This window comes from Streptomyces sp. NPDC001822 (assembly GCF_042892135.1).
Lineage (GTDB): Bacteria > Actinomycetota > Actinomycetes > Streptomycetales > Streptomycetaceae > Streptomyces.
The window spans coordinates 21,291-42,022 of the sequence record NZ_JBIATW010000020.1 but is presented as its reverse complement, the minus strand read 5'-3'; the positions used below and the strand labels follow the sequence as shown (position 1 = coordinate 42,022).

17 protein-coding genes and 4 pseudogenes are annotated in these 20,732 nt (G+C 66.8%); 6 read left to right on the top strand and 15 right to left on the bottom strand.

Annotation, left to right across the window (positions count from 1 at the left end; genetic code table 11):
* Positions 1–787: 787 nt before the first annotated feature.
* A complete protein-coding gene (locus tag ACFYY2_RS31820) occupies positions 788–1,258 on the bottom strand; it encodes a lamin tail domain-containing protein (protein WP_388749457.1) in 471 nt (156 codons plus the stop codon).
* A gap of 719 nt (positions 1,259–1,977) precedes the next feature.
* On the opposite strand from ACFYY2_RS31820, the gene ACFYY2_RS31815 reads away from it, so the two are divergent.
* Positions 1,978–2,220 carry a hypothetical protein gene (locus ACFYY2_RS31815; RefSeq protein ID WP_388749455.1) on the top strand — a complete coding sequence of 81 codons (243 nt, stop codon included), beginning with the start codon at positions 1,978–1,980 and terminating at the stop codon, positions 2,218–2,220.
* Positions 2,221–2,592: 372 nt separating this feature from the next.
* Here the strand turns inward: ACFYY2_RS31815 and ACFYY2_RS31810 are convergent, their stop codons facing one another.
* The 3 genes from ACFYY2_RS31810 to ACFYY2_RS31800 form a co-directional block, all read right to left on the bottom strand.
* Positions 2,593–2,886, bottom strand: coding sequence for a hypothetical protein (locus ACFYY2_RS31810; RefSeq protein ID WP_388749453.1), 294 nt, complete (start codon positions 2,884–2,886; stop codon positions 2,593–2,595).
* A 61-nt stretch (positions 2,887–2,947) separates the two neighbouring features.
* Positions 2,948–3,358 carry an Imm10 family immunity protein gene (locus tag ACFYY2_RS31805; RefSeq protein WP_388749451.1) on the bottom strand — a complete coding sequence of 137 codons (411 nt, stop codon included), beginning with the start codon at positions 3,356–3,358 and terminating at the stop codon, positions 2,948–2,950.
* A gap of 213 nt (positions 3,359–3,571) precedes the next feature.
* The gene (locus ACFYY2_RS31800) at positions 3,572–3,691 is read right to left on the bottom strand and encodes an acetyltransferase (RefSeq protein ID WP_388749449.1); all 120 of its coding nucleotides are present in this window, start codon (positions 3,689–3,691) and stop codon (positions 3,572–3,574) included.
* Positions 3,692–3,769: 78 nt separating this feature from the next.
* On the opposite strand from ACFYY2_RS31800, the pseudogene ACFYY2_RS31795 reads away from it, so the two are divergent.
* Positions 3,770–4,300 (top strand): annotated as a pseudogene (locus ACFYY2_RS31795) (IS3 family transposase); the annotation flags it as partial.
* Between the two features lie 32 nt (positions 4,301–4,332).
* Here ACFYY2_RS31795 and ACFYY2_RS31790 read toward each other — a convergent pair.
* The gene (locus ACFYY2_RS31790) at positions 4,333–7,053 is read right to left on the bottom strand and encodes an ATP-binding protein (protein WP_388749447.1); all 2,721 of its coding nucleotides are present in this window, start codon (positions 7,051–7,053) and stop codon (positions 4,333–4,335) included.
* A 217-nt stretch (positions 7,054–7,270) separates the two neighbouring features.
* Between ACFYY2_RS31790 and ACFYY2_RS31785 the strand changes: the two genes are divergently transcribed.
* Together ACFYY2_RS31785 and ACFYY2_RS31780 are read left to right on the top strand one after the other, a co-directional pair.
* The gene (locus tag ACFYY2_RS31785; protein WP_388749443.1) at positions 7,271–7,888 is read left to right on the top strand and encodes a L,D-transpeptidase family protein; all 618 of its coding nucleotides are present in this window, start codon (positions 7,271–7,273) and stop codon (positions 7,886–7,888) included.
* Positions 7,889–8,236: 348 nt separating this feature from the next.
* Positions 8,237–8,785: a GNAT family N-acetyltransferase gene (locus ACFYY2_RS31780; RefSeq protein ID WP_388749439.1), complete on the top strand. Its 549-nt coding sequence runs from the start codon at positions 8,237–8,239 to the stop codon at positions 8,783–8,785.
* Between the two features lie 81 nt (positions 8,786–8,866).
* Here the strand turns inward: ACFYY2_RS31780 and ACFYY2_RS31775 are convergent.
* The 5 genes and pseudogenes from ACFYY2_RS31775 to ACFYY2_RS31755 all read right to left on the bottom strand — a co-directional run.
* A pseudogene (locus ACFYY2_RS31775) lies at positions 8,867–9,074 on the bottom strand (transposase); the annotation flags it as partial.
* A pseudogene (locus tag ACFYY2_RS31770) lies at positions 9,062–9,719 on the bottom strand (transposase); the annotation flags it as partial. The pseudogenes ACFYY2_RS31770 and ACFYY2_RS31775, both read right to left, overlap by 13 nt.
* Positions 9,720–9,729: 10 nt before the next feature.
* Positions 9,730–10,113, bottom strand: a complete 384-nt coding sequence (locus ACFYY2_RS31765) for a DUF6009 family protein (protein WP_388749437.1) — start codon at positions 10,111–10,113, stop codon at positions 9,730–9,732.
* 126 nt (positions 10,114–10,239) lie between these two features.
* Positions 10,240–11,808, bottom strand: coding sequence for a phage/plasmid primase, P4 family (locus ACFYY2_RS31760; RefSeq protein ID WP_388749435.1), 1,569 nt, complete (start codon positions 11,806–11,808; stop codon positions 10,240–10,242).
* A complete protein-coding gene (locus ACFYY2_RS31755; RefSeq protein ID WP_388749433.1) occupies positions 11,805–12,845 on the bottom strand; it encodes a bifunctional DNA primase/polymerase in 1,041 nt (346 codons plus the stop codon). The genes ACFYY2_RS31760 and ACFYY2_RS31755 overlap by 4 nt, the downstream gene beginning before the upstream one ends.
* A 1,098-nt stretch (positions 12,846–13,943) precedes the next feature.
* On the opposite strand from ACFYY2_RS31755, the gene ACFYY2_RS31750 reads away from it, so the two are divergent.
* Positions 13,944–16,493, top strand: coding sequence for a Helicase associated domain protein (locus ACFYY2_RS31750; protein WP_388749571.1), 2,550 nt, complete (start codon positions 13,944–13,946; stop codon positions 16,491–16,493).
* Between the two features lie 117 nt (positions 16,494–16,610).
* Here ACFYY2_RS31750 and ACFYY2_RS31745 read toward each other — a convergent pair whose 3' ends face one another.
* From ACFYY2_RS31745 to ACFYY2_RS31725, 5 genes and pseudogenes are all read right to left on the bottom strand, one after another.
* Positions 16,611–16,910, bottom strand: a complete 300-nt coding sequence (locus ACFYY2_RS31745) for a hypothetical protein (protein ID WP_388749431.1) — start codon at positions 16,908–16,910, stop codon at positions 16,611–16,613.
* A gap of 203 nt (positions 16,911–17,113) precedes the next feature.
* Positions 17,114–17,851 carry an HNH endonuclease family protein gene (locus ACFYY2_RS31740; RefSeq protein WP_388749429.1) on the bottom strand — a complete coding sequence of 246 codons (738 nt, stop codon included), beginning with the start codon at positions 17,849–17,851 and terminating at the stop codon, positions 17,114–17,116.
* A gap of 125 nt (positions 17,852–17,976) precedes the next feature.
* Complete coding sequence (locus ACFYY2_RS31735) at positions 17,977–18,438, bottom strand: hypothetical protein (protein WP_388749427.1); 462 nt, start codon at positions 18,436–18,438, stop codon at positions 17,977–17,979.
* Positions 18,439–18,640: 202 nt separating this feature from the next.
* Positions 18,641–19,705 (bottom strand): transcriptional regulator, encoded by a 1,065-nt coding sequence (locus ACFYY2_RS31730; RefSeq protein WP_388749425.1) that lies wholly within the window; start codon positions 19,703–19,705, stop codon positions 18,641–18,643.
* 56 nt (positions 19,706–19,761) lie between these two features.
* Positions 19,762–19,854, bottom strand: a pseudogene (locus ACFYY2_RS31725) (hypothetical protein); the annotation flags it as partial.
* A 134-nt stretch (positions 19,855–19,988) separates the two neighbouring features.
* Between ACFYY2_RS31725 and ACFYY2_RS31720 the strand changes: the two are divergent.
* Positions 19,989–20,678, top strand: a complete 690-nt coding sequence (locus ACFYY2_RS31720; RefSeq protein WP_388749423.1) for an HAD family hydrolase — start codon at positions 19,989–19,991, stop codon at positions 20,676–20,678.
* Positions 20,679–20,732 lie beyond the last annotated feature (54 nt).

Here is a 20,732-nt window from a genome sequence, read left to right as displayed (position 1 = left end):
CCACAAGCAGTGATCCAGGGTCTTGGACGCGGTGTTCGCCTCTGTGTCACCAAGCAGCCCGAGCGTTTCCGACAGCGCAGAACGGCGAGACTCCAACTGGCCCAGATCCGAAAGCACTTCGGGTGTCGGTTCCAATGGCATGGGCCCTGACACCAACCCGCGGGCGGCAGCAATCATCTGACAGCGAGCCGCTAGCTCTTTGACGGCGTGAGCGTACTCGGCATAGGCCGTCAAGCGGTGCTCGTCCCATCGTACGGCTTGTTGCCTGCGCCACCTCGTACGCTCGTTCGCGCTGCTCACCAGGAACGACGTGACAGCCCCCAGGGCGACACCCACGAGCGGAAGTATCTGGCCGGTCAGACTCACAATGGACTCCCGATCAACTAGTACAGCAACTACCCAATCCTTTCCACGGCAGCCGGGCAGCACAACACTCATCAGGGCAGCCGACGAGATCCCGCACCCAGGGCACAACCAGCCCCCCGCTCCCCCACCGACCGCGCCCCCTTGCGTAACTCCGCCCATCGAAGCAGCCACCACTGACAATACGTCACCATATGATCACTTCCAGTCACACGACCTGAGACGCCCACCGGAGGCCCGCCGGGCTGCAGGCGCAGCACGGGCGAAGGCCCCGGCTGGTCAGGGCAGGCCAGCCGGGGCCGTGCGCGGGGTCGAAATGCAGAGGGCGGAAAGCCTCACGGCGGAGGGCTCCACGGGTAACAGCAGAACACCACCACAGATGGTCCGCTATGCGGGCGGGACCCGCGTGGGGGGTACTGGGGTGTCAGCGGTGGTGATTACGGCCCCAGGAGTCGGTGTCGACGGTGCGGCCGCGGGCGTCGCGCAGGGTCGCGGTGTCCCGGTTGTTGTCCCAGACGTAGGCGCGGCGGTCCTGGAAGAGGTCGGTGCGGGTATCGCGGCCGATGCCGGTGTGGATGCGGACGGTGGCGCGGCCGGCGAGGCGGACGTTGTCGAAGCGGTAGCGGTGTCCGTCCGCGTCGCGCAGGGTCCAGCCGTCGAGGTTGACGGCGCGGCGGGTCTGGTTGGTGATCTCGACCCATTCCGCGTTCAGGGACCGGTTGCTGCGGTCGTCACGCCCGGGGCTGTCGGCCTGCACGTCGCTGATCACCACGCGAGGGGCGGGGCGGTGGCGGTCGCTGTCGTGCGCGGAAGCCGGCAGGGCGATCGCCGAGACGATCGCGCCGGCCGTAAGGACGGTGGCGGCTGTGCGGCGGGCGGTCGAAGAAGCAGACATAGGTGATGTCCCCTCAATCACAGTGCCCAGAGCCTGGTTCGAGGCTGCAGGGCTGTATGGGTTCCCGGCCCGTCGTGGGCCGAGAACACACACTGTGCGGGCTCGATCGGGGTGGCGGGAGCCTGATCTGAGGCCGGTAACAGGGTGCGGACATTTCAGTAACAGTCGCCTTCATCGACCAATCACCCCTGATAGGCATGGACCCCACATTCGATGCTAGTTGCACCCATGCCCAGCTGATCGACAGCAACCGCTGACTCTCCCCGGCGCACAACCGGGCCACCCATCGGCGCGTCACCCTCCACAGGCACGGGCACCGGGTAACAAGCGCCTGCCATCGCTTCTCGAACACACGATGCCGGTGTCGCACAGGGGAACGGCCTGAAGCGGCGCGGTGTCATCCGCCCGCCCCACTGACCCTGCCACGGCGGGCGATGGTGCTACTCGAGCAGTTCTCTCACCCCGCGGGCCACCGACCGATCGAAGAAGGGCTTCGCGAAGGACTCTGCGCGGTTGTCGATGATCACGTCCGCGAACCGAACCGTCCACTCCCCCGCAGGATGCCCCTCGAGGGCTTCACGGACAGCAGCCCGCAACAGCTGCTGATCCCAATCGGGCATGCCCGGGCCGCGCGTGTGTCCAGCCACCAGCCGTCAACAAGCCCACAACCGAACCCCCGCATCGTATCCACGACCCGCAGTACCAGGAGGACGCCGAGCATGCAGACCGTCGACGGTCGCCCGTTCGCCACCCGCGAGGACATCATGGCCACCAGCGGATACAGCCGAAGAAGCCTCGCCACCCTGTGGCAGGAACGCGACAGCAACGGCCACCCCCGGCCCGGTCGCTGGGCGGGGCCATTGCACTGGGATCTGGAGCTGTGGTCACGGTGGTTCACAGAGAACCGGCAGCAGCCGCGTGCGCCGAAGGAGATCGACCGGAGCGGACACCCGGACGAGTAGCTCCCCCGGCGGAGCAAGCCCGCGTCCTGGGCGTCGAACTGAGCCGGATCACCCAGTACGGGAAGAACACGCCTCCCGGCTGGCCCGAACCCGTCCGGATCGATGCCCTGCCGACACGGATGCGGGAGTACCGCACCCGGGCGCAGCTCTGGGAGTTCGCCGACCGCAGCGCCCGTCTTGGAACCCCCGGCGGTCGGCCGCCCGGTCCCGGCCCCCGCAGCGCGGCGAATAGGGAAGGCCCCGATTCCCGGGTGGAGGCGGCCGTAGAGGCCCTGGCGGCAGAACCCGACCGAAAGCCTGGAGTGGTCGCGGCTGAACTCGCCGAACTCCACGGCGGGTCGGTCGGAAGATCCTGGTAGATAAAGAACAAGCTCAGTCCCCGAGAAACCACAGGTACAGGCCCTGTCCGTCGAGAACTACCTGCCCCAGCTCGACCAACTCGCACGCGAACTCATCAGTCAGCACTCCTGCAGGCAGCCGCGGAATCTCCTCCAAAAGGGTCGACACCTGCCGGTGGTTGAAGACGGTGTCCGCGTACGGCAGCAGGTGTCCCAGCATGGGAAACACCGACTGATCAAGACCGGCCAGCTCAGGACCCCAAACCACACCGCGCTTCGCACGGGCCTCGATCGTGCCGTTCTTGCCTCGAACCTGAAGGTTAATCACGGTCAGACCCTACGGCCTCGTGATCCGCCGGACCCCCTAGGGCAGAGACCTGTCTGGCCGGTCAGATGCCTACACGCATGGGCACCGCGTCCGCACGCCCGTATCCGAGCACCTGAGCGAGGACTTGCCGGAACTGGCCAATGTCTTCGGACGGCGCTTCGATGACGGCCTCGATCTCGCGGTCGGTCAGCCGCAGGTCTTGCAGTGCTTCGGGGTCCAGCGAGATGCGAAGAACGTTGCCCGTCAGGGCAGCTTCCCGCACGCAGCCGTATGCGGTGCCCTGCCCGGCCGTGACCAGGCAGTGTGTGTCCATCCCAAGAGCGGCCTCCTGGTCATCGGGCTCCTCTTCGCCCGCCATGAACATCAGGATGAAACCGCTTCCATCCTCACCCTCGGCAAGAGCGGCCTCGGTGAAGTAGCCGTCAGGGTCGATCTCGGTCCTCACGGCGCGGGCGGTGAATCGGTATGTCATGACGGGGTTCCATCAGTATGCCCAGCCGTGCCGTGAGGTAGGGGCAAGCGCGACGTTCCACAATCAGGCCGAGGCGGAATAACGCGGCTCTGCCCGCAGCAGTTCCGTGTGCCCGTCCAGAAAATTCTGTTACTACCTGTTTGGCCACCGGGAAGGAGAACTGCGTGCGCAACACCCCCGCGGCTGAAACGCAGGGGCGAGGACGGGCGGCATTCAGACAGGCAACTTCTTCAGCACCACCGCGTACACCGGTGAATCGGCGAAGGGCTGCTGCTCCCCCGCCTTCGTGTAACCCCACGTCTCGCTGAGCTCTTGAACCTTCGGGTGGGTCACGTCGACCAGGAGTACGGCGAGATCCTCGCTCCGCTGCGTCAGCAGCGCCTCGTGCAGACGGTCCGAGATGCCCTGCTTCCGCCACCGCGGGCGCACCATGACGGGCCGAACCAACTCTGGCTGACGGACATCACCGGGCACGCCACCGGCGAGGGCAAGCTCTACCTGTGCGCGGTCAAGGACGTCTACTCCGGCCGCATCGTGGGCTACTCCATCGACGCCCGGATGCAGTCCAGCCTCGCGGTGGCAGCCCTGGAATCCGCCCTCGCCCGCCGCGGCCAAGTCGCCGGATTTACCGTGCATTCCGACCGCGGGTCGCAATTCCGTAGCCGAAAATACGTTGCCGTTCTCACACGTCACCGCATGATCGGACCGATGGGCCGGGTCGGTGCGGCCGGCGACAACGCCGCAACGGAGAGCTTCTTCGCGCTGCTGCAGAAGAACGTCCTCGACCATCGCACCTGGACCACCCGCCAGGAACTGCAAATCGCGATCGTGACCTGGATCGAGCGGACCTACCACCGACGCCGACGCCAGAAATGCCTGGCCCGATTTACCCCTATCGAGTACGAAGCCATCATGGCCCCAACCGCAGCCCTGGCTGCATAACCCCGCTGTCACCTACTAGTGCAGCAGTCCCTTCATTTGTCACATTGGCTGTAGTGTCTGTCCAGTTCCTCATGACCGCCGAAGGCGGTCTCCAGCACATTGCGCAGAGCGAGTCGTTGACCCTCCTTGTAAACATGTGTGTAAGCCGTGTCTCCGAGCGCTTGACGTACCTGGTCCACGGCTCGCCTACGGTGTGCGGCCATATGGGCGAAACCGAAATGCCGGGGAACGCCGGAGGGTTTCCACACGCGGTCCACAGCTCCGAGCACAAGTGCTGCCGAGCGGGCGTCGCCCTGCGAAGCAAGCAACCAAGCAAGGGTGTCGCTAAGTACCGCCTCTCCCATGCACTCCCCAATTTCCTCCACGAGGCGGAGGGCGCACTGTAGAAGCCTGAGGGCCTCAGGAACCTTCCCGGCTTCTCCGTGGATGATGGCGAGGATCCACAGCAGGTAGCACCGGTGCCATGTGTCACCGCGCGTCACGGAGATAGCGAGGGCCTCCTCCAGCAGGGGAAGGGCCCGAGCGTGATCTCCCTGCATCACTGCGGCAAGACTGAGTTGAGCAAGACACTGTGGTTGCGTCAGCAGCGGCGTCGACCACCGGCCGGCAGCCAGTGAGGACAGCGCATACGTGGAAGCCTGCGGGATGTTCTGTTCCATGAGGGCCGCCAGCCCGCGTAGTTGGAGGAAGGCGGCGGCAAGCTCGGTCTGCTCCCCTTCGTCCACCGTCATGGCTGTCCGGCTGGACGAGGCGGACAGGTCTTCCAGCGGCTCATCAGCCATGTCGATCACTCGGCCGGCGTTGTCGTGGTCGCCGTGCATCAGCAGCAGGAAGCCAGCAACCCATGCGGCTCGGCGCCAGGAGAAGACCGCAGCCAGCGGCTCGGAGGGGCACGGGTGACGGTCGATGATCACCTGCATCCATTGAGCGCCTTCGCCCACCCTGCCCGACGTCAGACAGTGCAGCCAGAAGCCCTGGGCCGCGCGCAGGACGGCTTCTGCGGGCTCACCGGCCGGCGGAGTTGCAGTGACAATCTGTCGTAGGTTGGGGTGCTCGGGACGCAACCGTCGCAACCAGTTGGCCTGCTCCGCGGAGCCATAGGCGGCGCCCGCCCGCGCCGCGAGATCGAGGAAGTAGGCACGGTGGCGGCGCACGGCATTCTGCGCGTGGTCGTTCTCCCTGAGACGCTCCAGCCCGTAGGCACGAACCGTCTCAAGCATGTGAAGCCGAGTGTGACCGCCCACGTCCACCCTGCTGGCGAGGGACTTGTCCACGAGTCCGGACAGAGTTGTGAAGGCATCGACAGCATGGTCGCTGACCGGATCCCGCGTTCCGGGCGTCGAGGCGGCCCCGCAGAGCTGCTCGGCATCAGTCAGCAGCACTCCCCCGGCGCACAGCGAAAGCTGTTGCCAGGCGGTCCGCTCGTCATCGGTGCACAGGTCCCAACTCCAGTCGAACAACGCACGTAGTGCGCGGTGTCGCGGATGTGCGGTGCGCTCACCGCCTCCCGGGCCGAGCAGGCGAAATCGATATTCGATCCGCTGCACAAGTTCCTGCAGTGTCAGCGTGCGCAGCCGGCGTGCGGCAATCTCCAGAGCCAGGGGTAGGCCGTCCAATATGCGGCATACCCGAATGACCGCCGCCTGATTAGCGCCGGTCACCCGGAACCCGGGACAAGCGGCCTCGGCTCGGTCTGCGAAGAGGGCGACGGCTGAGGATTTCGGACGCATCCCGCCTGTGGCGTCCTCCTGGCCCCACGTCCCTCCGCCAAAGAGGGGAACGTCCAGGGGCATCACACGAAGCACGTGCTCTTCGCCAATATTGAAGGGCTGACGGCTAGTGGCGATAACGCGGAGGCGCGGCAGCACGGCCAGCAGCGTTCGAACAGTCCGTGCACACCCGTCCAGCAGATGCTCGCAGTTATCAAGAAGCAGGAGCACCTTACGTCCCTGCAACGCAAGAGCAAGCTCTCGCAACGGATCTTGTTCGGCTGAGACTTGCAGTCCGAATGCCGCGGTGACTGTTGCGGCCACGGAATGGTCGTGGTGGAGATCGGCCAACTCCACGCAGTAGACGCCGTGCTCGAAGCGATGTGCCACTTCTCGGGTCAGGCGCTGGGCCAGCCGGGTCTTGCCCACACCACCTACGCCAACGAGGGTGACGAGGCGGCAGCGTTCGATCAGCGCTCTGCCCGCGACGAGCTCGGGTGCCCGGCCGACGAAGCTCGTTGCCTCCTCCAAACTGTGCCCGAAAGGAGCCCAGAGGCCGCGCACATGCGGAACGCCATCCCCCTGCACGTCCCGCCGACCCCGCTCACCGCGCTGTCGCGGCAGCGCGCCCGCCTCACCCCCCTGGACGAAGTCGCTCTCGCCGATCCGGCGGCGCCACCCGCGTCCGGATGTCTCCTGAATCCTGGCTGCCAGATCAGAGATCTCCCTGCCGATGGCAGGCAACCGCCCGGCGCTGCCGGGTGCGTGCGCCTTCAGCGCTCGAGCGACGGCCCCGCTGTCCTCGGCACCCGGGAGCCGGTTGTGTTTGGTGCCGGGAAGCAACTGCCCCCGACCACGGAGCCAGTACGACAGCAGGGGGCCGTCGATGGGGGCGCGCGCTGCCCACCCCGGCGTGTCTCGCTCCTGCTCCAGCACCCTGATCAACGTCTTGCGCGCCGGTCGGCCCTTCGACAGCGCACCGTCCACGCACGCTGCCCATGCGTCGAGCGCCCGCACGAGGCTATGCGCGAGGCTCTCGAACAAGTCTTCGTCCGCCGCCGTCAAGTCCCGCTACCGCCTGTCTCTTGTTGCGGTGCAACCGAAAGACAGCAGGTTACGGAGATACATATTGCACTGCAAATGCGGGAATTCCTTGCACTGGTGTTCTCCTCGCCCGACTACGGAACAGTCGATTCCGACGGCACGGAACGTCCGGCCGACGCCCTGCGGTAGGGGCGTACAACCAAGGAGGAGAACCGCCATGAACCTGACAGGTAAGTTGATCGTGGTGATTGCCGCCACTTCCGTGCTCGCCACCGGAGCGGTCACCGCCACTGCCCAACCGACCACCGATGTACCGTCAGCCTCCCACGCCGCAGCCGCCTCCCCTGTGGCGCTGGTGTTCGTGAAGAACGCGAAGGACCCGTCCAATTCGACCCTTCAGGTCTGGAACGGCAGGACTCGCGTCGCCACCTACCGGGCCGGGTCAGGACTGGGAACTGCGGCCAACAACGGGACAGCGAAGGGCAAACAGTCTCGGAACGAGTGCGTGAAGAACGTCGGATGGCTCCCCAACGGCAAGTACCGACCGTCTTCGTTCGAGACCAGCCGGAACAAGACGATCAAGGGATACGCCATCGGCCTGCCTGCAAAGAACTGCTACCCGCGCAAGACCGAGCGCAACGCGCTTTTCATCCACAGCGAGATGACCAGGGACAGGAAGCAGGGACCTCGCGCGGGAGCCGACAGCCCGCAGCGCTGGGACGGGGTCTCGGACTACAAGTCCAATGGCTGCATCAAGCTCCACCCCAACCACATTGCCCAGCTGTTCAGCTACATGAACAAGCACGGGCGCGCCGCTTTGCTCACGGTGCGTTGATCCACGCGTCGCCCACCGCGCACTCCGCCGAACCCGCCGTCCCCGGAAGTCTCAACATCCGGGGACGGCGCGCCGTACCGAGGTTGAACTCGGATTGAGTGGAGCAGTGCGCCAGCTGGTCCGAGAGCTTGTTGAGCCGCCCTGTCGTCCGGATCGAAGGACCGTTCAAGGATGGGAAGTATGCGACCCACTGGGAGTTCGCCGACACAGGCGAGATCCTTGCGACGCACAGCTCCATCCCCGCCGACGGCTCATCCCCGGCCCACCGCCTCTCGGTCCATCCCTGATCCGCCGGACACTGCCTGGCCTGATGTTCCTGCCAGAGGGGAGCGTCTGTAGGTTACTGTCATGGCTGAGCTTGGACCCGTTGTGTGGCCACCCGCACCCCTGTGGACCGAGCGGCTCGTAGTCCGCGAGTCGTCGGGCCGCGACCGTGAGGCGTTCATTGACCTGTTCGCCTCGTCAGAGGTGCGGACGTACCTCGGTGGCCCCCGACCACGTGCTGAGCTTGAGAATGAACTGCCGGAAGTGCCCGGACGGCGCCCCGGCGTGTTCGTGGTCGAGTACGACGAGTCGATGATCGGCATCGTCACCCTCGACCGGCGGGACGCGGAGCGTCCGGGGCACGTCTGCCCTGTCGCAGGGGAGGCCGAGTTGAGCTACATGTTCCTGCCCCAGGCCTGGGGATGCGGGTATGCCTTTGAGGCATGCTCGGCGGCCCTCGGCTGGTTCGCTGACGCCTTCCCCGGCGAGCCGGTGGTGCTCTGCACTCAGGTGGCCAACGACAGCTCGGTAAGTCTCGCGGAGAAATTGGGATTCACCGAGGTGGAGCGGTTCGAGGAGTTCGGCGCCGAGCAGTGGTTCGGCGTGTGGTCTTCGGTTCCGAAGTCTGGTTGAGCATGCACTCGGCACCCCTGCGACCACCGGTCGGGGCCCGCGTCTTGTTCGTCGAGCACGGCTCCAGGAGACGTCGGGTCCAGACGTGAGGCTGAGGCCGGTGGCGGTGAGGCATCCGTCGATGATGTCGCTGCGGTACTGGATCCGGCGGAGTCCGTGACCAAGCCCGACGCATGAGGTGGGCGGGGTCGGTAAAGGCGGTGTTGGCCTGGACGGTCCGGCGAAGGATCGACCAGATGCCTTCCACGGGGTTGAGGTCCGGTGCGTAAGACGGCAGGTGGTAGGCGGTAGGGCCTTGACCGCGTCAAACAGCCCCTTCAGCCCGTCGCAGACCGGCATGAGGACGTAGTTCACTCCGCGGTTCTTGATCTCCGTGAAGATGTGCATCCAGTGCTTGGCACCCTCGCCGCCATCACGGCCCACAACCCGAGGATGTCCCGCCGGCCCTCGGTCGTGACGGCCAGGGCCATGTAGATGGGCCGGTTCGCCACGGCGCCGTCGCGGATCTTCACATGGATCGCGTCGATGAAGACCACCGGAAAGAAGACCGCGTCCAGAGGCCGGTTCTGGCGCGACACCTCGGCGCCATAGACCTCGGCCAGGTGGGCCTGTACCTCACCAGCCGTCAGGCCCTTCGCGGCGAGCGAGATGACCATCTCGTCGACGCCGGATAGGCGCTTCTTGACGATCGTCGGCTCGAAGGAGCCCTCGCGGTCGCGAACCACGGATATATCCACCGGGCCGACATCGGTCAGCACGATCTTGGCTCGGGTGCCGTGCGTGAGTTGCCGCCGTTCTTCCCCGCCGGATCGTGCTTGTCATAACCGAGGTGGTCAGTGATCTCGCCCTCGAGGGCGGACTCCAGGAGCCGCTTCGTCAGCTGCTGGAGCAGCCCACCCTCACCGGTCAGCTGCCTGCCCTCGGCCTGAGCCCGGGGCGGGCGGTCAGTTGCCTGTTGCCGCTATCGCGGCAGGGCCCCGTTGAGAGCGGGGGGTTTTGTCGCCGACACGGCGGGGCTCGATGGTGCGGGGGTCGACGGCCTCGCCGGGGGCGCCCTCGTGGTAAGGGCCGTTGGGGTTGGCGTCGCGGTCGTGCGGGAGGAGGAAGAAGACGCGGCGAAGCTGGAGGCCGCTGTCGGGGTCCGCTTCTGCGTGGGCGTCGAGTTCTGTGTAGCCGACCATGCGTCCGTCGCGTTCGTAGCGGGGCTTGCCACGGCGACGGGGAGTCTTGTCGAGGGCTTGTCGGACGTAGTCGAGTTCGTCGGGGTTCTCCAGCCAGACCACTGCGTTCTCGTGGCAGAGGTCGCTCTCGTTCAGCAGCGAGCTCATGGCTGCAGCCCCTTTTCGTTGTTTGCGCCCATTTTCTGGGCGGGTGTTGTGTGGTGAGCACGATCCCTGGTGGGGGCACCGTGTCCAGGATAGGTGGCCAGGAGGTGTGTGCGTAGGGCGTGAAGGTCAGGCATGGTCAGCCTGCGGGTCTTCTTCGGCAAGGAGGCCAAGGCCTGGGTAGTACTTCTTACCGCTGGATTTCATCATGTCTGCGGGTGAGGCGAGGGAGAGTTCCTGACGGACCCGGGTGGCGAAGGCGCGTGCGGTCGCCGGGCGGATTCCTTCGCCGGCTTGACACCAGGTGCTGTAGGTCGCGTATAGGAGGCCTTGTTCCACGCGGAGGTCTCCCGTCACTCGGTCCGGGCTCTTGTCAGGGCTGTCCGTTGTGCAGCATTCGGTGAGGAAGCGACCGATGTGGTCTTCGGTGGTGGCGTATGCCTCAGTGGCGGAACGTACGGTAGCGGGGCCTGCGAGGGGGTCGCGCGTGGCGAGGTAAAGCTGGGCGCCTTCGATGAGCCACTGCAGGATGCCGGGGCCTTCGCTCTGGACAAGTTCCTTGGCCAGGTTGTCGATCTTGCGGGCGGCAGGGACGACCCGTTCGAAGGGGATGAGACGAATGCGGCGCCAGAAGGCGTGACCGCCGGTGCCGACCTCGGGGCGGTGGTTGCCGAGCAGCCAAAGTTTGTGGGTGGGGTTGAAGCTGAAGTAGTCCTGGCGCATGCGGCGGGCCATGATGCGATCGCCACCGGTCAGGAGTTTGACCCTGGATTCGTCGAACTTGTCGTTCGGCTTGAGTTCGGAGCAGACCACGATGCGGCGACCGTGGAGTTCGGTCAGTTCGGTGGAGTGCTCGGAGAACTTGCCCTTTTCCATGAGGAATCCGGGCGGGGCGGCCTGGGCGTAGTCGCCGAGGATCTGCGTCATGACGTCGAGGAGGACGGATTTGCCGTTGGCGCCGGTGCCGTAGAGGAAGGGCAGGACCTGAGCGCCGACATCGCCGGTGATTGAGTAGCCGAGGAGCAGGTGCAGGAAGTGGATGGTCTCCTGCCCCTTGGGGTCCTCACCGAAGGTGTCATGGAGAAACCGGTGCCAGCGGGGGGTGGGCATCGTTTCGGGGGCGACGCTGGTGGCCCGGGAGTGCATGTCTGCTTCGGGGTCGGGTTTGTGGAGGTCCCCAGTGTCGAGATTGACCACACCGGCTGGCGTGCACAGAGCGTAGGGGTCGCCGTCCAGGACGTCGGGATCCAGGGCGAGCGCCGGGGATGCCTTGGCCTGGGTGAGAAGCGCCTTGATGCCGGGGGTGGACATGGACCTTCGTCGGTGGGCGTTGATCTCCCGGTCGTTGAAGGTGCCGGTGGGGTCCGTGGCGGGCATTTGCTCGGCGAGGTCACCGGCGGCCCAGACTGCGGCCTTCTCCCCTCCGGTGCGCTTCCATCGGTATTGATCCCAGTGGTACCAGCCCAAGCCTTCGACGTGCCTGAACTGGTCACCGAACATGACAGCGAAGAGCTTGGCGTTTCCGCGGTCGGTGAGCATCGCCGGGAGAAGGCCCTTGGCCGTGCTCGGTTCGTGGACTGTGACGCTTGTGGTGTTCTGCTGTGCGGGGAGGCTGGGCTGTGTGGTCTGGACTTCGAGCTCGAGCATTTGCTGAGCCGCTGCCGCGGCGTCGAAGCGCGGGTTGTCAGCGCTGCTCATGGGCGTCCTTTGAGATGGAGCGGCCGACTGGCGCCGGCGGACAGGGCAGAGGAGATGATGGCGCTGCTGTGCCGGTGGCGGTTGGGGCGCGCGGCTTCTGCGGCCGCGGTGAGCAGGTCTTGGGCTTGGTCGTGTGGGATGTGGCCTGCGGCTACTAGGCCTCCGGCAGTGTAGGCAGCACGGTTGAGCTTCTCCGTGAACGCCATTCCTTCGTTGGCTGCAGCACAGGCTTCGACCTCGGCCAGGAGGGGGTCAAGAAGGCGGTGCACCTGTTCTCTGGCCGGCGCTGCCCTGCTCGGGCGGGGAGCGCGGTTGGGTGCGGGAAGCTTGTTGACCGGGTGGCCTGTGCGGTGGAGCTCGGCGGCCAGCCAATTGGGCAGGGGCGCTGGAGTGCGTGCCGTACCAAGCGCACGGTAGGTCCCTGCGGGTGTCCGTGTGGCGGGGGTGACGATGTATCCGCCCGTGGCTCGGATGTCTACCTGCCAGGCGAGGGCGACCTTGGGGCTGGAACCGACCGATGACTTGTAGCTGGGCCCGTGGCTGGGCACTTGGTACCAGACGTGGAGTCCTCCGGACGGGGTTTGGACTCTGAGCGTGGTGTCGTCGTCTGCTGGGCTCTTTCTGCCGCGTAGCGCTGCGAGGAGTGCGAGTGTGTCGAAGCCGGAGGCCAAGCCGTCGAGGTTGACGCTCTCGTGAATGGCGATGCCGGGCAGGAGCCGGTTGCGGTCGGGGACTTTCACACTGTGTGCATCGATATCGAGGATGACGAGGCGGGCTGGCCCGCAGGACACTCCGACTCCTAGGGATGGATTGGTCCCCCACCAGGCTTCCAGAAGTGCAGGGGCGGTCGTAGCCGCGTGGAAGCCGTGGCACCACCTTCCCGCGGCGTGGCAGGGGCACTGATGCGGCCGGTGTGTTGCCTCTCGGCAGTCTGCACAGTTGGCTGCTGGGGTTTTGCGTCCCGCAGCCAAGGGGTGGACTGGCCAGCCATGTGCGGCGCACCAGCGCGCAACGTCGTAGGGACTGGCGTGTCCCATGGGGCGGGGAACGCTGGTCTCGCTCTGACGCGGCACGCTGATCGTCCTTGCAGGGGGCCAACAGTCCTTCAGTCCCTGGTTGTAAAAGACCTGGTCAGACGGGCACTGGTGGCAAACGAGGGACCGAAGGGACTGAGTTTTCCAATGAGTCCAGAGCCTACCGCAGGGTGTCAGGCTTCCGTGTAGCCGTTTCCAACTTTGAGTCCCTTCGGTCCCTTGCGTCCCTTGGCAGTTGGGCAGTGGAAGCCTTCCTCTCCGGATTCTTGTGCGCCACGAGCCGGGCGTGTCGGTGCTACACCTGCTCCGTGCGCTGAGGGACTGAGCATCTCGAGCTTGTTCAGTCCCTTCTCAGTCCCTCGCGTAAACGTGCAGGTCAGGTGGCCTTCATGCCCACTTTGAGGGACTGAAGGGACTGAAAGTTCTAGTTATGAGCTACACATGATTAGGAGTACTGAGTCCTACGCGCGTGCGCATACACACGCACACGTGATCCGTGGAACTGGAAAGTTCGGTCCCTTCAGTCCCTCCAGTCCCTGATTTCCTCGCTATCACCCCTGCTGACCTGGTCTTATGCAAAGGGACCCAAGACGGTGACTCAAGCTGCCCTTGGGTCCCTAGCCATCCCGAGGCCTCCTACACCCGCCCGATGCCTCCAGCGGGCTGACGACGGCGCGCAGCCCTCAGCTGCGAGATCGTGGAAGCCGGCGTTAGTCCGCCCTGCTCTGAGGCACCCGTTGCTGCTGTGCAACGCTGCGATGAGCTTGGCGGCATAGCCGCCGTCAGCAAGAAGCCGACGGCATCCACATCAGCTGTCAGGCAAGGGATCTGTCGTGCCACGCAAGGTTTCGGACTGCGGGACTTGTGCAGGGCTGCGGCACGCGGTCCGGGGCAGCGAGCACCGTATGGTGCGGGCGAGCTACTTAGACCCTCCCGCTTAATGCAGACGTCGAATGCGTCCAAGCCTTTGGCAGATGTCCACACAGCGGGTAGCAACAACCACCAAACCTGTGGCGAGCGCTGAGACAGCTCGTGGAAGGAGAGAACGAGCGCCAGACTGTGCACGCAAGATGCCCTCTTACCGACGGAGCCCCCGTGACGATGATTCCTCTGCGTTCTCATCAGCGCGAAGCTGTGGACGCCGTCCTGCGTGCCCTGGAGCTGGCACCAGGGGCCCGTCTCCCGTCTCGAGGCTTGCGGACGCAGGTAATCATGGCAACCGGTTCGGGCAAGACCTATGTCGCCGCCCGCAGCGCGGTCGAGCTCCAGGCCGGCCGCGTACTCGTCCTTGTCCCCTCCCTGGATCTGCTCACCCAGACCGAACAAGCCTGGCGGGACAGCGGTCGTACCGGTCCCGTCATCGGTGTCTCTTCCCTGCGGGGTGAGGAGGCGTCCTTCCCGAACACCACGGATGTCACCGAGCTCGTGGAGTGGACCCGGACCTTCGGCCGGGTGACAGTTTTCGCGACCTACGCCTCCCTTGGTCTCGGCACCCTGGAGCGCGCCCACCAGGCGGGCCTCAAGGGCTGGGACCTGATCGTCGTGGATGAAGCCCACAGAGTGTCGGGCCGGATCGGGAAGCCGTGGGCAGTCGTTCACGACAACCAGCGCATCCCCGCTGCCCGGCGCCTCTACATGACCGCGACCCCCCGGGTGTGGCAGCTCGACGAGGACACCCCGGGGAGGCCCGGGGAGCTCGTGGCGAGCATGGAGGACGACCCCGACGGCCCGTTCGGCAGCAGGGCGTACACACTCACCCTGTCGGACGCGGTGAGCTGGGGAATCTGTGCCCGCTACCAGGTCGTCTGTGTCGACGTTACTGACACCGAGTACCAGGACACCCTGCGCCAGGGAAGCACGGCGACCACCGAGGAGGTGCGCGGGGCGCGGATCGCCGCCCTGCAGACCGCTCTGGTGAAGGCCTCGGCCGAGGAGAGCTTCAAGCACACCCTGACCTTCCATCACCTGGTCAAGGAAGCCGAAGCGTTCGCCGTCGGTCTGCCTGATGTCGCCGCCCGGCTCCACAAGGACGATCCGGAGCTCTACCCACACACCATCTGGGCCGACTGGCTGTGCGGGGAGCACAGCCCGCTCCACCGCACCCGGGTCCTGGACGAGTTCGCCACCGGCATCGCCGGCGACGGCACAGTCGTGGAGAAGAGCTACCTCGGCTCGGTGAAGGTCCTCGGGGAAGGCGTCGACACCCGCGACTGCGACAGCGTGTACTTCGCCGACGTCCGCGGCTCCATGCCCGACCTCGTCCAGGCCGTCGGCCGCGCCCTGCGGATGAAGCCCGGCGAGGGCAAGACCGCCTCCCTCGTCGTCCCGATCCTCTTCAAGCCCGGCGAGAGCGCCCACAACATGCTCACCAGCAAGGCATACGGAGACCTGGCCAAACTCCTCGAAGCCCTCCGCGCCCACGACGCCCGCATCATCGAAACCCTGGGCCAGGCCCCCTCCCCCGCGCGCACCGAGCCCGCCGACGAGGTGGACATCGACGACGTCGACACCGAACTCGGGGAAGGCGACGAGCCGCAGGGGCCGAGTGCCGGAGCCCGGGACCTGCTGAAGTTCAGCACCCCCCGCGATCCCGCGGTGCTGGCAGCCTTCATCCAGCTGCGGATCCTGGACCCCGAACACGAGCACTGGCGTCGCGGCATCGAAGCCTGCGCCCTCTACACCGGGCAGCACGGCGGTCTGCGCGTCCCGTTCACCTACCGCGTCCCCGGCACCCCGCAGGACGACGACCTCGACAACGCGGGGGACACTGTCGGTGAGACGTGGTGGCCAGCGTCGCTGGCCGGGTTCCCGCTCGGGCAGTGGATCGCCGACGCCCGACGCCAGTACGCCCGCGGCACCATGTCGGACGACCGGATCGACCAGCTCGAGAACCTCGGCATGATCTGGTCCACCGTCGACATCGCCTGGGAAGAAGGCCTCTCCGCCGCCCGCGCCTGGGCCCAGCTGCACGGCCACCTCCTCGCACCCTTGGACGCCACCTACGAAGGAGCGAAGGTCGGCATCTTCCTCAAGAACGCCCGCGCCGCCGCCCGCCGCGCCCACGACAACACACAGCGCGAGGCCGAAGGGCTGCCCGCTGACACCACCGGCTGGGTTCTGTCGGAGGAACGGCGCGAGCAGCTGGAGGAGATCGACGCCTCGTGGTGCCCGGCCTGGCCCGTCACCTGGCAGCGCACCTTCCACCTCACCCGCCTCCACCTCGAAGCCGGCGAACCCCTCCCCACCCGCCCCGGGCAGACCCTGGCCCAGGGCGAGGACCTCGGCCGCTGGGTCCAGACCGTCCGCACCGGGTGGGACAAGCTCACCGGGGCGCAGCAGTGGATGTGTGATCAGGTTCTGGGCATCGAGCCGGCCGAAGAAGCCGAGAAGCCCAAGGCTTCAATGAGCCAGGCCCAGAAGTGGGCGATCCATCTCGCCGCAGCCCGGCAGTTCTTCGAGCGGGAAGGCCACCTCAAGGTCCCCCGCAAGCACATCGAGACCATCGACGTACCCGGGGCCGGCGAGGGCCAGGAGGAGGAGGAGCGGCCGCTGAAGCTCGGTGCATGGGTCGCGAACCAGCGAACCCGTGCAGCGACGCTGACGCCGGAGCGGGCCGAGCAACTGTCCGCCATCGGGATGCGGTGGACGTGATGAGCCCCGCGGCCACCCGCGCTGTGGCCCTGACGCTCGGCTACCCCCTCGGATGTCTACGTCCTTCTCTGCACCAACGCGGGCGTTAGAACTCCGAAGGAGCGTGACTGCGTCGGATCAGTGACGGAATCGGGCGACCTCCCCTTCGATCCGAATCAGGAACTCCGTGATCGGGGCTCCGCCGCTGTCTGGAACGAGGACGAGGTCCTGGGCGTAGATCGTTTCGTCTGCGGCCAAGGCCGCATCCTCGTCACCACGGCGCCAGGCATCACGAGAAGCGGCGAACAGGGGAGCAAGCCCTTCCCAGGCTGGGCCGGGTTCGAAGCGGCAGTCGGACCAGAACATGTCGCCGCTTTCGAGGGCCAAGGTTCCCACCAGCCGCTCACCCTGTCTGAGCTGCCAACTCCGCTCCGCCATGTTCCCCTCCCGCGGTCGTTACTGATCTTTCGACTCTATGCCGTGGGCGTGGCCGCAGGGTCGCTGCACCTCCAGGACGACTGCCGTCCCGGCCACGGATAGGTCCTCGTGCATGGTGATCACTTGGCCGGGCTCAAGGTGCTGCCACTGCTGAGGGTCAAGGGGCGCGAGTCTCACCGAGGCTCGCCCACCAGGAGGCTGTACTACTTGGCGACCTCGTATTGCACTGTGGTGTCGGGGCAGGCTTCGGCGAGTTCGAGCAGTGCAGCGCGCTCCTTGTCGTCGGCGGTCAGGCTCCAGCGGAGCTTGGTGGCGGTCCAGTCGGCCGCGTAGGTGCAGTGAGCGGCGTCGGCCGGTGGCAGCCACGCGGCGGGGTCCTTGTCGGACTTGGACCGGTTGCTCTTCGCTGTGACCGCCACCAGGGACCGTTCGGCGCCGAGGTCGTTGGCGTAGGCCTGGCGGCGCTCGGCGGTCCAGGCGTAGGCGCCGCTGTCCCAGGCTTCGGCGAGCGGGACCATGTGGTCGATGTCCAGCTTCCGAGCTTCGGTCACCTCGGTCTCGTCGTAGTACGAGAGCCACACCCCGCCAGTGAGCACGCACCTCTTGCCCTGTTCCGGTTTCGTGGTCGCTTCCTCAATGAGGACCTCGGCCCGGGTTTCGCAGTCGTCGTCGTCCTCGTCGATCCAGTGCCTAAAGCTGTCACGCTCGTACCCGTCCCGCTTCTCGACCCCGTCTGGGATCATCGCGATGGCCTTGGTGAGCGTGAGGGCGCCTTCCGTGGGTCCGCCGCCGGCCGCGCCGGACGGTGACCCCGCGGTCGAGGAGCCTGCGGCTCCGGAGGGTTTCGAGTCACTGTCGTCCGCGGCCTGGGGATTGCACCCGGCCAAGGACGCGGCGAGCAGGACAGCGGCGACGGCAGGCAGGACGCGGCGAGCGTTCACAGGCGGACTCCATCGTGGGCGCGGTGATACCCACTTATGTTGGCAGCACCACACGGACACTGACAGATGGTCATCTGTGCTGGTCGTACCTATATCGGGCACGTTCCCTGTGTTGCGCGGCCTGGTCAGGGCCGACAGACGGGTGCGCAGGCCCAGAGTTCGGTGGCTTCGGTCAGGAGTCCGGTGTCGGAGCGGTGGATGCCCAGGGACCGGTCGGCGTGGAGACGTGATCCGCACAGTGCGCAATTCCATCCCTTGACCTGGGCGAAGGTCAGTCGCGTCAGGTTCAGACGCGGATTCTGGGCCGTGTCGGGGCTGGGCAGGAGGGGGTTTAGGTTCCTGCGCAGGGTGGGCGTGTCGGCGAGGGGCTGCTGGTGGGGGGTGAGCCAGTAGGGCCCGGGTGGTCTCTGCTGGTGCCGGGCCGGCAGGAAGACGTGGCTCCCCTCGCCGAGCACCGCGGCGGGTGCCATCGCGGCCCAGGCGCCGGCGGTGCCGGGAGGTACCAGGAAGTGCAGGGTGCGCGCTGCGGGGTTCACGATGACCGGACCGACCTGGGGGCCGAGGCGCTCGATGACCTGGAGGCCCACGAAGCGCGGGACTCGGATGGCGTCCCAGTCCGCACCGGCGTGGCGTCATGGCGCCCTCGAACGTCACTGCTGTCGTCGCCCGTGCCGCGCTGCCCGTGTCCATCCCGCTCCCCTTGGCCCGTGGTTCGAGGGATGACCGTACGACCGGGAACGGGCTGCGACCCGAGCTGAGAGTCCGGGTCGCCTGTGGGCCCCGGGGGCTTCAGAGGAGGGTCGGGCACTCGGCCAGCGTGCTGGCCCGCCTGCGGTAGGCCGGCCTGGCCCGGCCGACGAGCGAGATACGACCAGGCTCCTGCCCAGAGAGCTGCGCTGGAGATCCTGGGGTGGGAGGGCTTCCAACTCCAGAGTGCACGAGCACAGGGGGGTCGTCACGGCGCAGGTCGTAGCAGCGGGCGACTTCCAGTCCGAAGGTGAACTGCTGCTCCCTCGACGGGAGCCGACCGGTGTCGACCCGGTCGGCCAGGCGGAGCGCTTCAGTCGCGTCGCCGTCGGTCATCTCCACCGACACCGCGTGAAGCAGGGCGTTGGTGGGCCCGAACACCATCCGCATGGTGTTGCCCTCCCCCGCTTGCCGGGCCAGGGGAAGTACGTGGGTGGTCAGCCGGGCGCGGGCTTTCCACGCCTGGCGGCTCCGGGCCTCGGCGACGACCGCGACCAGGTGCAGCGCCCCGCAGAGTGCCGCAGCCTGCGGGGCGGGAACGGTCCAGGCCCGGGTGAGGGTGTCAGCCGCCTGCATCGCGACGTCGGCGGCGTTCGTTTCCTGACCGGGCTCGGACAGCAGGGCGTGACCGAGGTTCCACTGCGCGGCCGCGATCCGCAGAGGGTCCTCCGCGTCCTCGGCCGCGCGCAGGGCACGGTCGGTGACCACGAGGGCGAGGTCGCTGCGGCCGGTGCGGCGGCAGTAGGAACGCACGAGTCCGTAGAGGTCTGCGGCCAGGCGCCGGGTCTCGCGCATCTCGGACGGGCGGGTGCGGTGGCTCCGGAGGGCGGCTTCGACATCAATGATGAGAGTCGGCAGGACTGCTTCGGCATCGGTGAAGCGGGTGGGCGAGGTCCGCCAGATGCGCCAGGCATCCTCGACACGGCCGCGCAGCGAAACTGGGCGCAGGTCCGCGTCGGGTGCGGTGGTGTGGCGGCCGAGTAGAGCGCGGACCACGTCGGTCCCGGCAGGGGCAGCCGGCGAGCCGGTGGCGGGTGGGGCGGGCTGGGCGTCGCCGAGGAGATAGCCGGTGGAGACCTGGAGCTCGGCGCCGAGCCTGGCGACCACGTCACGGAGGGTGTCTTGTGCCCGCGCTCGATCTGGGAGAGATAGTCGGTTGTGATCCCGCACAGCCCGGCCACCGCGGCCTGGGTACGGCCCTGGCGGCGGCGCAGTTCTCGTACACGTTCGCCGGTCGGCAGGCTGGGCAGAACCATGCTGGTATCCCCTTGTTCACGGGTGCTGTGCCCCACCGTAGAACCGCGACAGGGCACGGTAGTTGGAGTTGCACCAACGTGTGACACCGAGATCCTCTGCAGGGGGTGGCTTGGCTGGGACTGGGGAGGTTGACGTGAAGCTGGTGCTGTGGGACATCGACCACACCCTCATTGCTACCCGCGGTGTTGGGCGTGAGATCTTCAGCTACTGCTTCGAGCAGGTCACTGGGTGCCCCATGCGAGAGCAAGCTGCAGTCGACGGTATGACGGAGCCCGTCATTTTCCAGGAGACCGCGAAACTCCACGGCATCACCAGTGACCGGACCATGTTCGAGGCCTTCGCCCGCCTCTCTACCGAGCAGCACCAGCTGCGCGCCGGTGAACTCCGCCAGCGCGGCCACGCCCTTCCCGGTGCCGTACGCGCGCTCTCAGTAGTTGCCGCATTGGACGAGGTTGTGCAGACGGTGGTCACCGGCAACATCCGGGGAGCGGCAGAGACCAAGCTGTCGGTGTTCGGGCTCGGTACGCACATCAGGTTTCCGATCGGCGGCTACGGCGAGGACGATGCCGAGCGCGCCGAACTCGTCCGCATCGCGATCCGTAGGGCCAGCCGAAGCTTGGACACGCCACTCGCTTCCCAGGATGTCCTGCTGGTCGGCGACACCCCCGCCGATGTCGCGGCCGCCCAGGACAACCATATTCCTGTGCTCGCCGTCGCCACTGGGCGCTCCACCGTCACCGAACTGCGGCAGGCCGGAGCCGACCTCGTCGCAGTAGACCTCGAAGACCCCTCCCCCATCATCCGGCTGCTCACGGGTAGCTGAGCCCATAAGGGTTCCCCCAGGCAGTCGTGTGCGGGTGCGGCCTCAGTTCTCGGC

Coding starts and splice junctions, on each gene's coding strand:
- ACFYY2_RS31820 (WP_388749457.1), bottom strand. CDS start 1,258: ATGTCTGCTTCTTCGACCGCCCGCCGCACAGCCGCCACCGTCCTTACG.
- ACFYY2_RS31815 (WP_388749455.1), top strand. CDS start 1,978: ATGCAGACCGTCGACGGTCGCCCGTTCGCCACCCGCGAGGACATCATG.
- ACFYY2_RS31805 (WP_388749451.1), bottom strand. CDS start 3,358: ATGACATACCGATTCACCGCCCGCGCCGTGAGGACCGAGATCGACCCT.
- ACFYY2_RS31785 (WP_388749443.1), top strand. CDS start 7,271: ATGAACCTGACAGGTAAGTTGATCGTGGTGATTGCCGCCACTTCCGTG.
- ACFYY2_RS31780 (WP_388749439.1), top strand. CDS start 8,237: ATGGCTGAGCTTGGACCCGTTGTGTGGCCACCCGCACCCCTGTGGACC.
- ACFYY2_RS31765 (WP_388749437.1), bottom strand. CDS start 10,113: ATGAGCTCGCTGCTGAACGAGAGCGACCTCTGCCACGAGAACGCAGTG.
- ACFYY2_RS31760 (WP_388749435.1), bottom strand. CDS start 11,808: ATGAGCAGCGCTGACAACCCGCGCTTCGACGCCGCGGCAGCGGCTCAG.
- ACFYY2_RS31755 (WP_388749433.1), bottom strand. CDS start 12,845: ATGGGACACGCCAGTCCCTACGACGTTGCGCGCTGGTGCGCCGCACAT.
- ACFYY2_RS31750 (WP_388749571.1), top strand. CDS start 13,944: ATGATTCCTCTGCGTTCTCATCAGCGCGAAGCTGTGGACGCCGTCCTG.
- ACFYY2_RS31745 (WP_388749431.1), bottom strand. CDS start 16,910: ATGGCGGAGCGGAGTTGGCAGCTCAGACAGGGTGAGCGGCTGGTGGGA.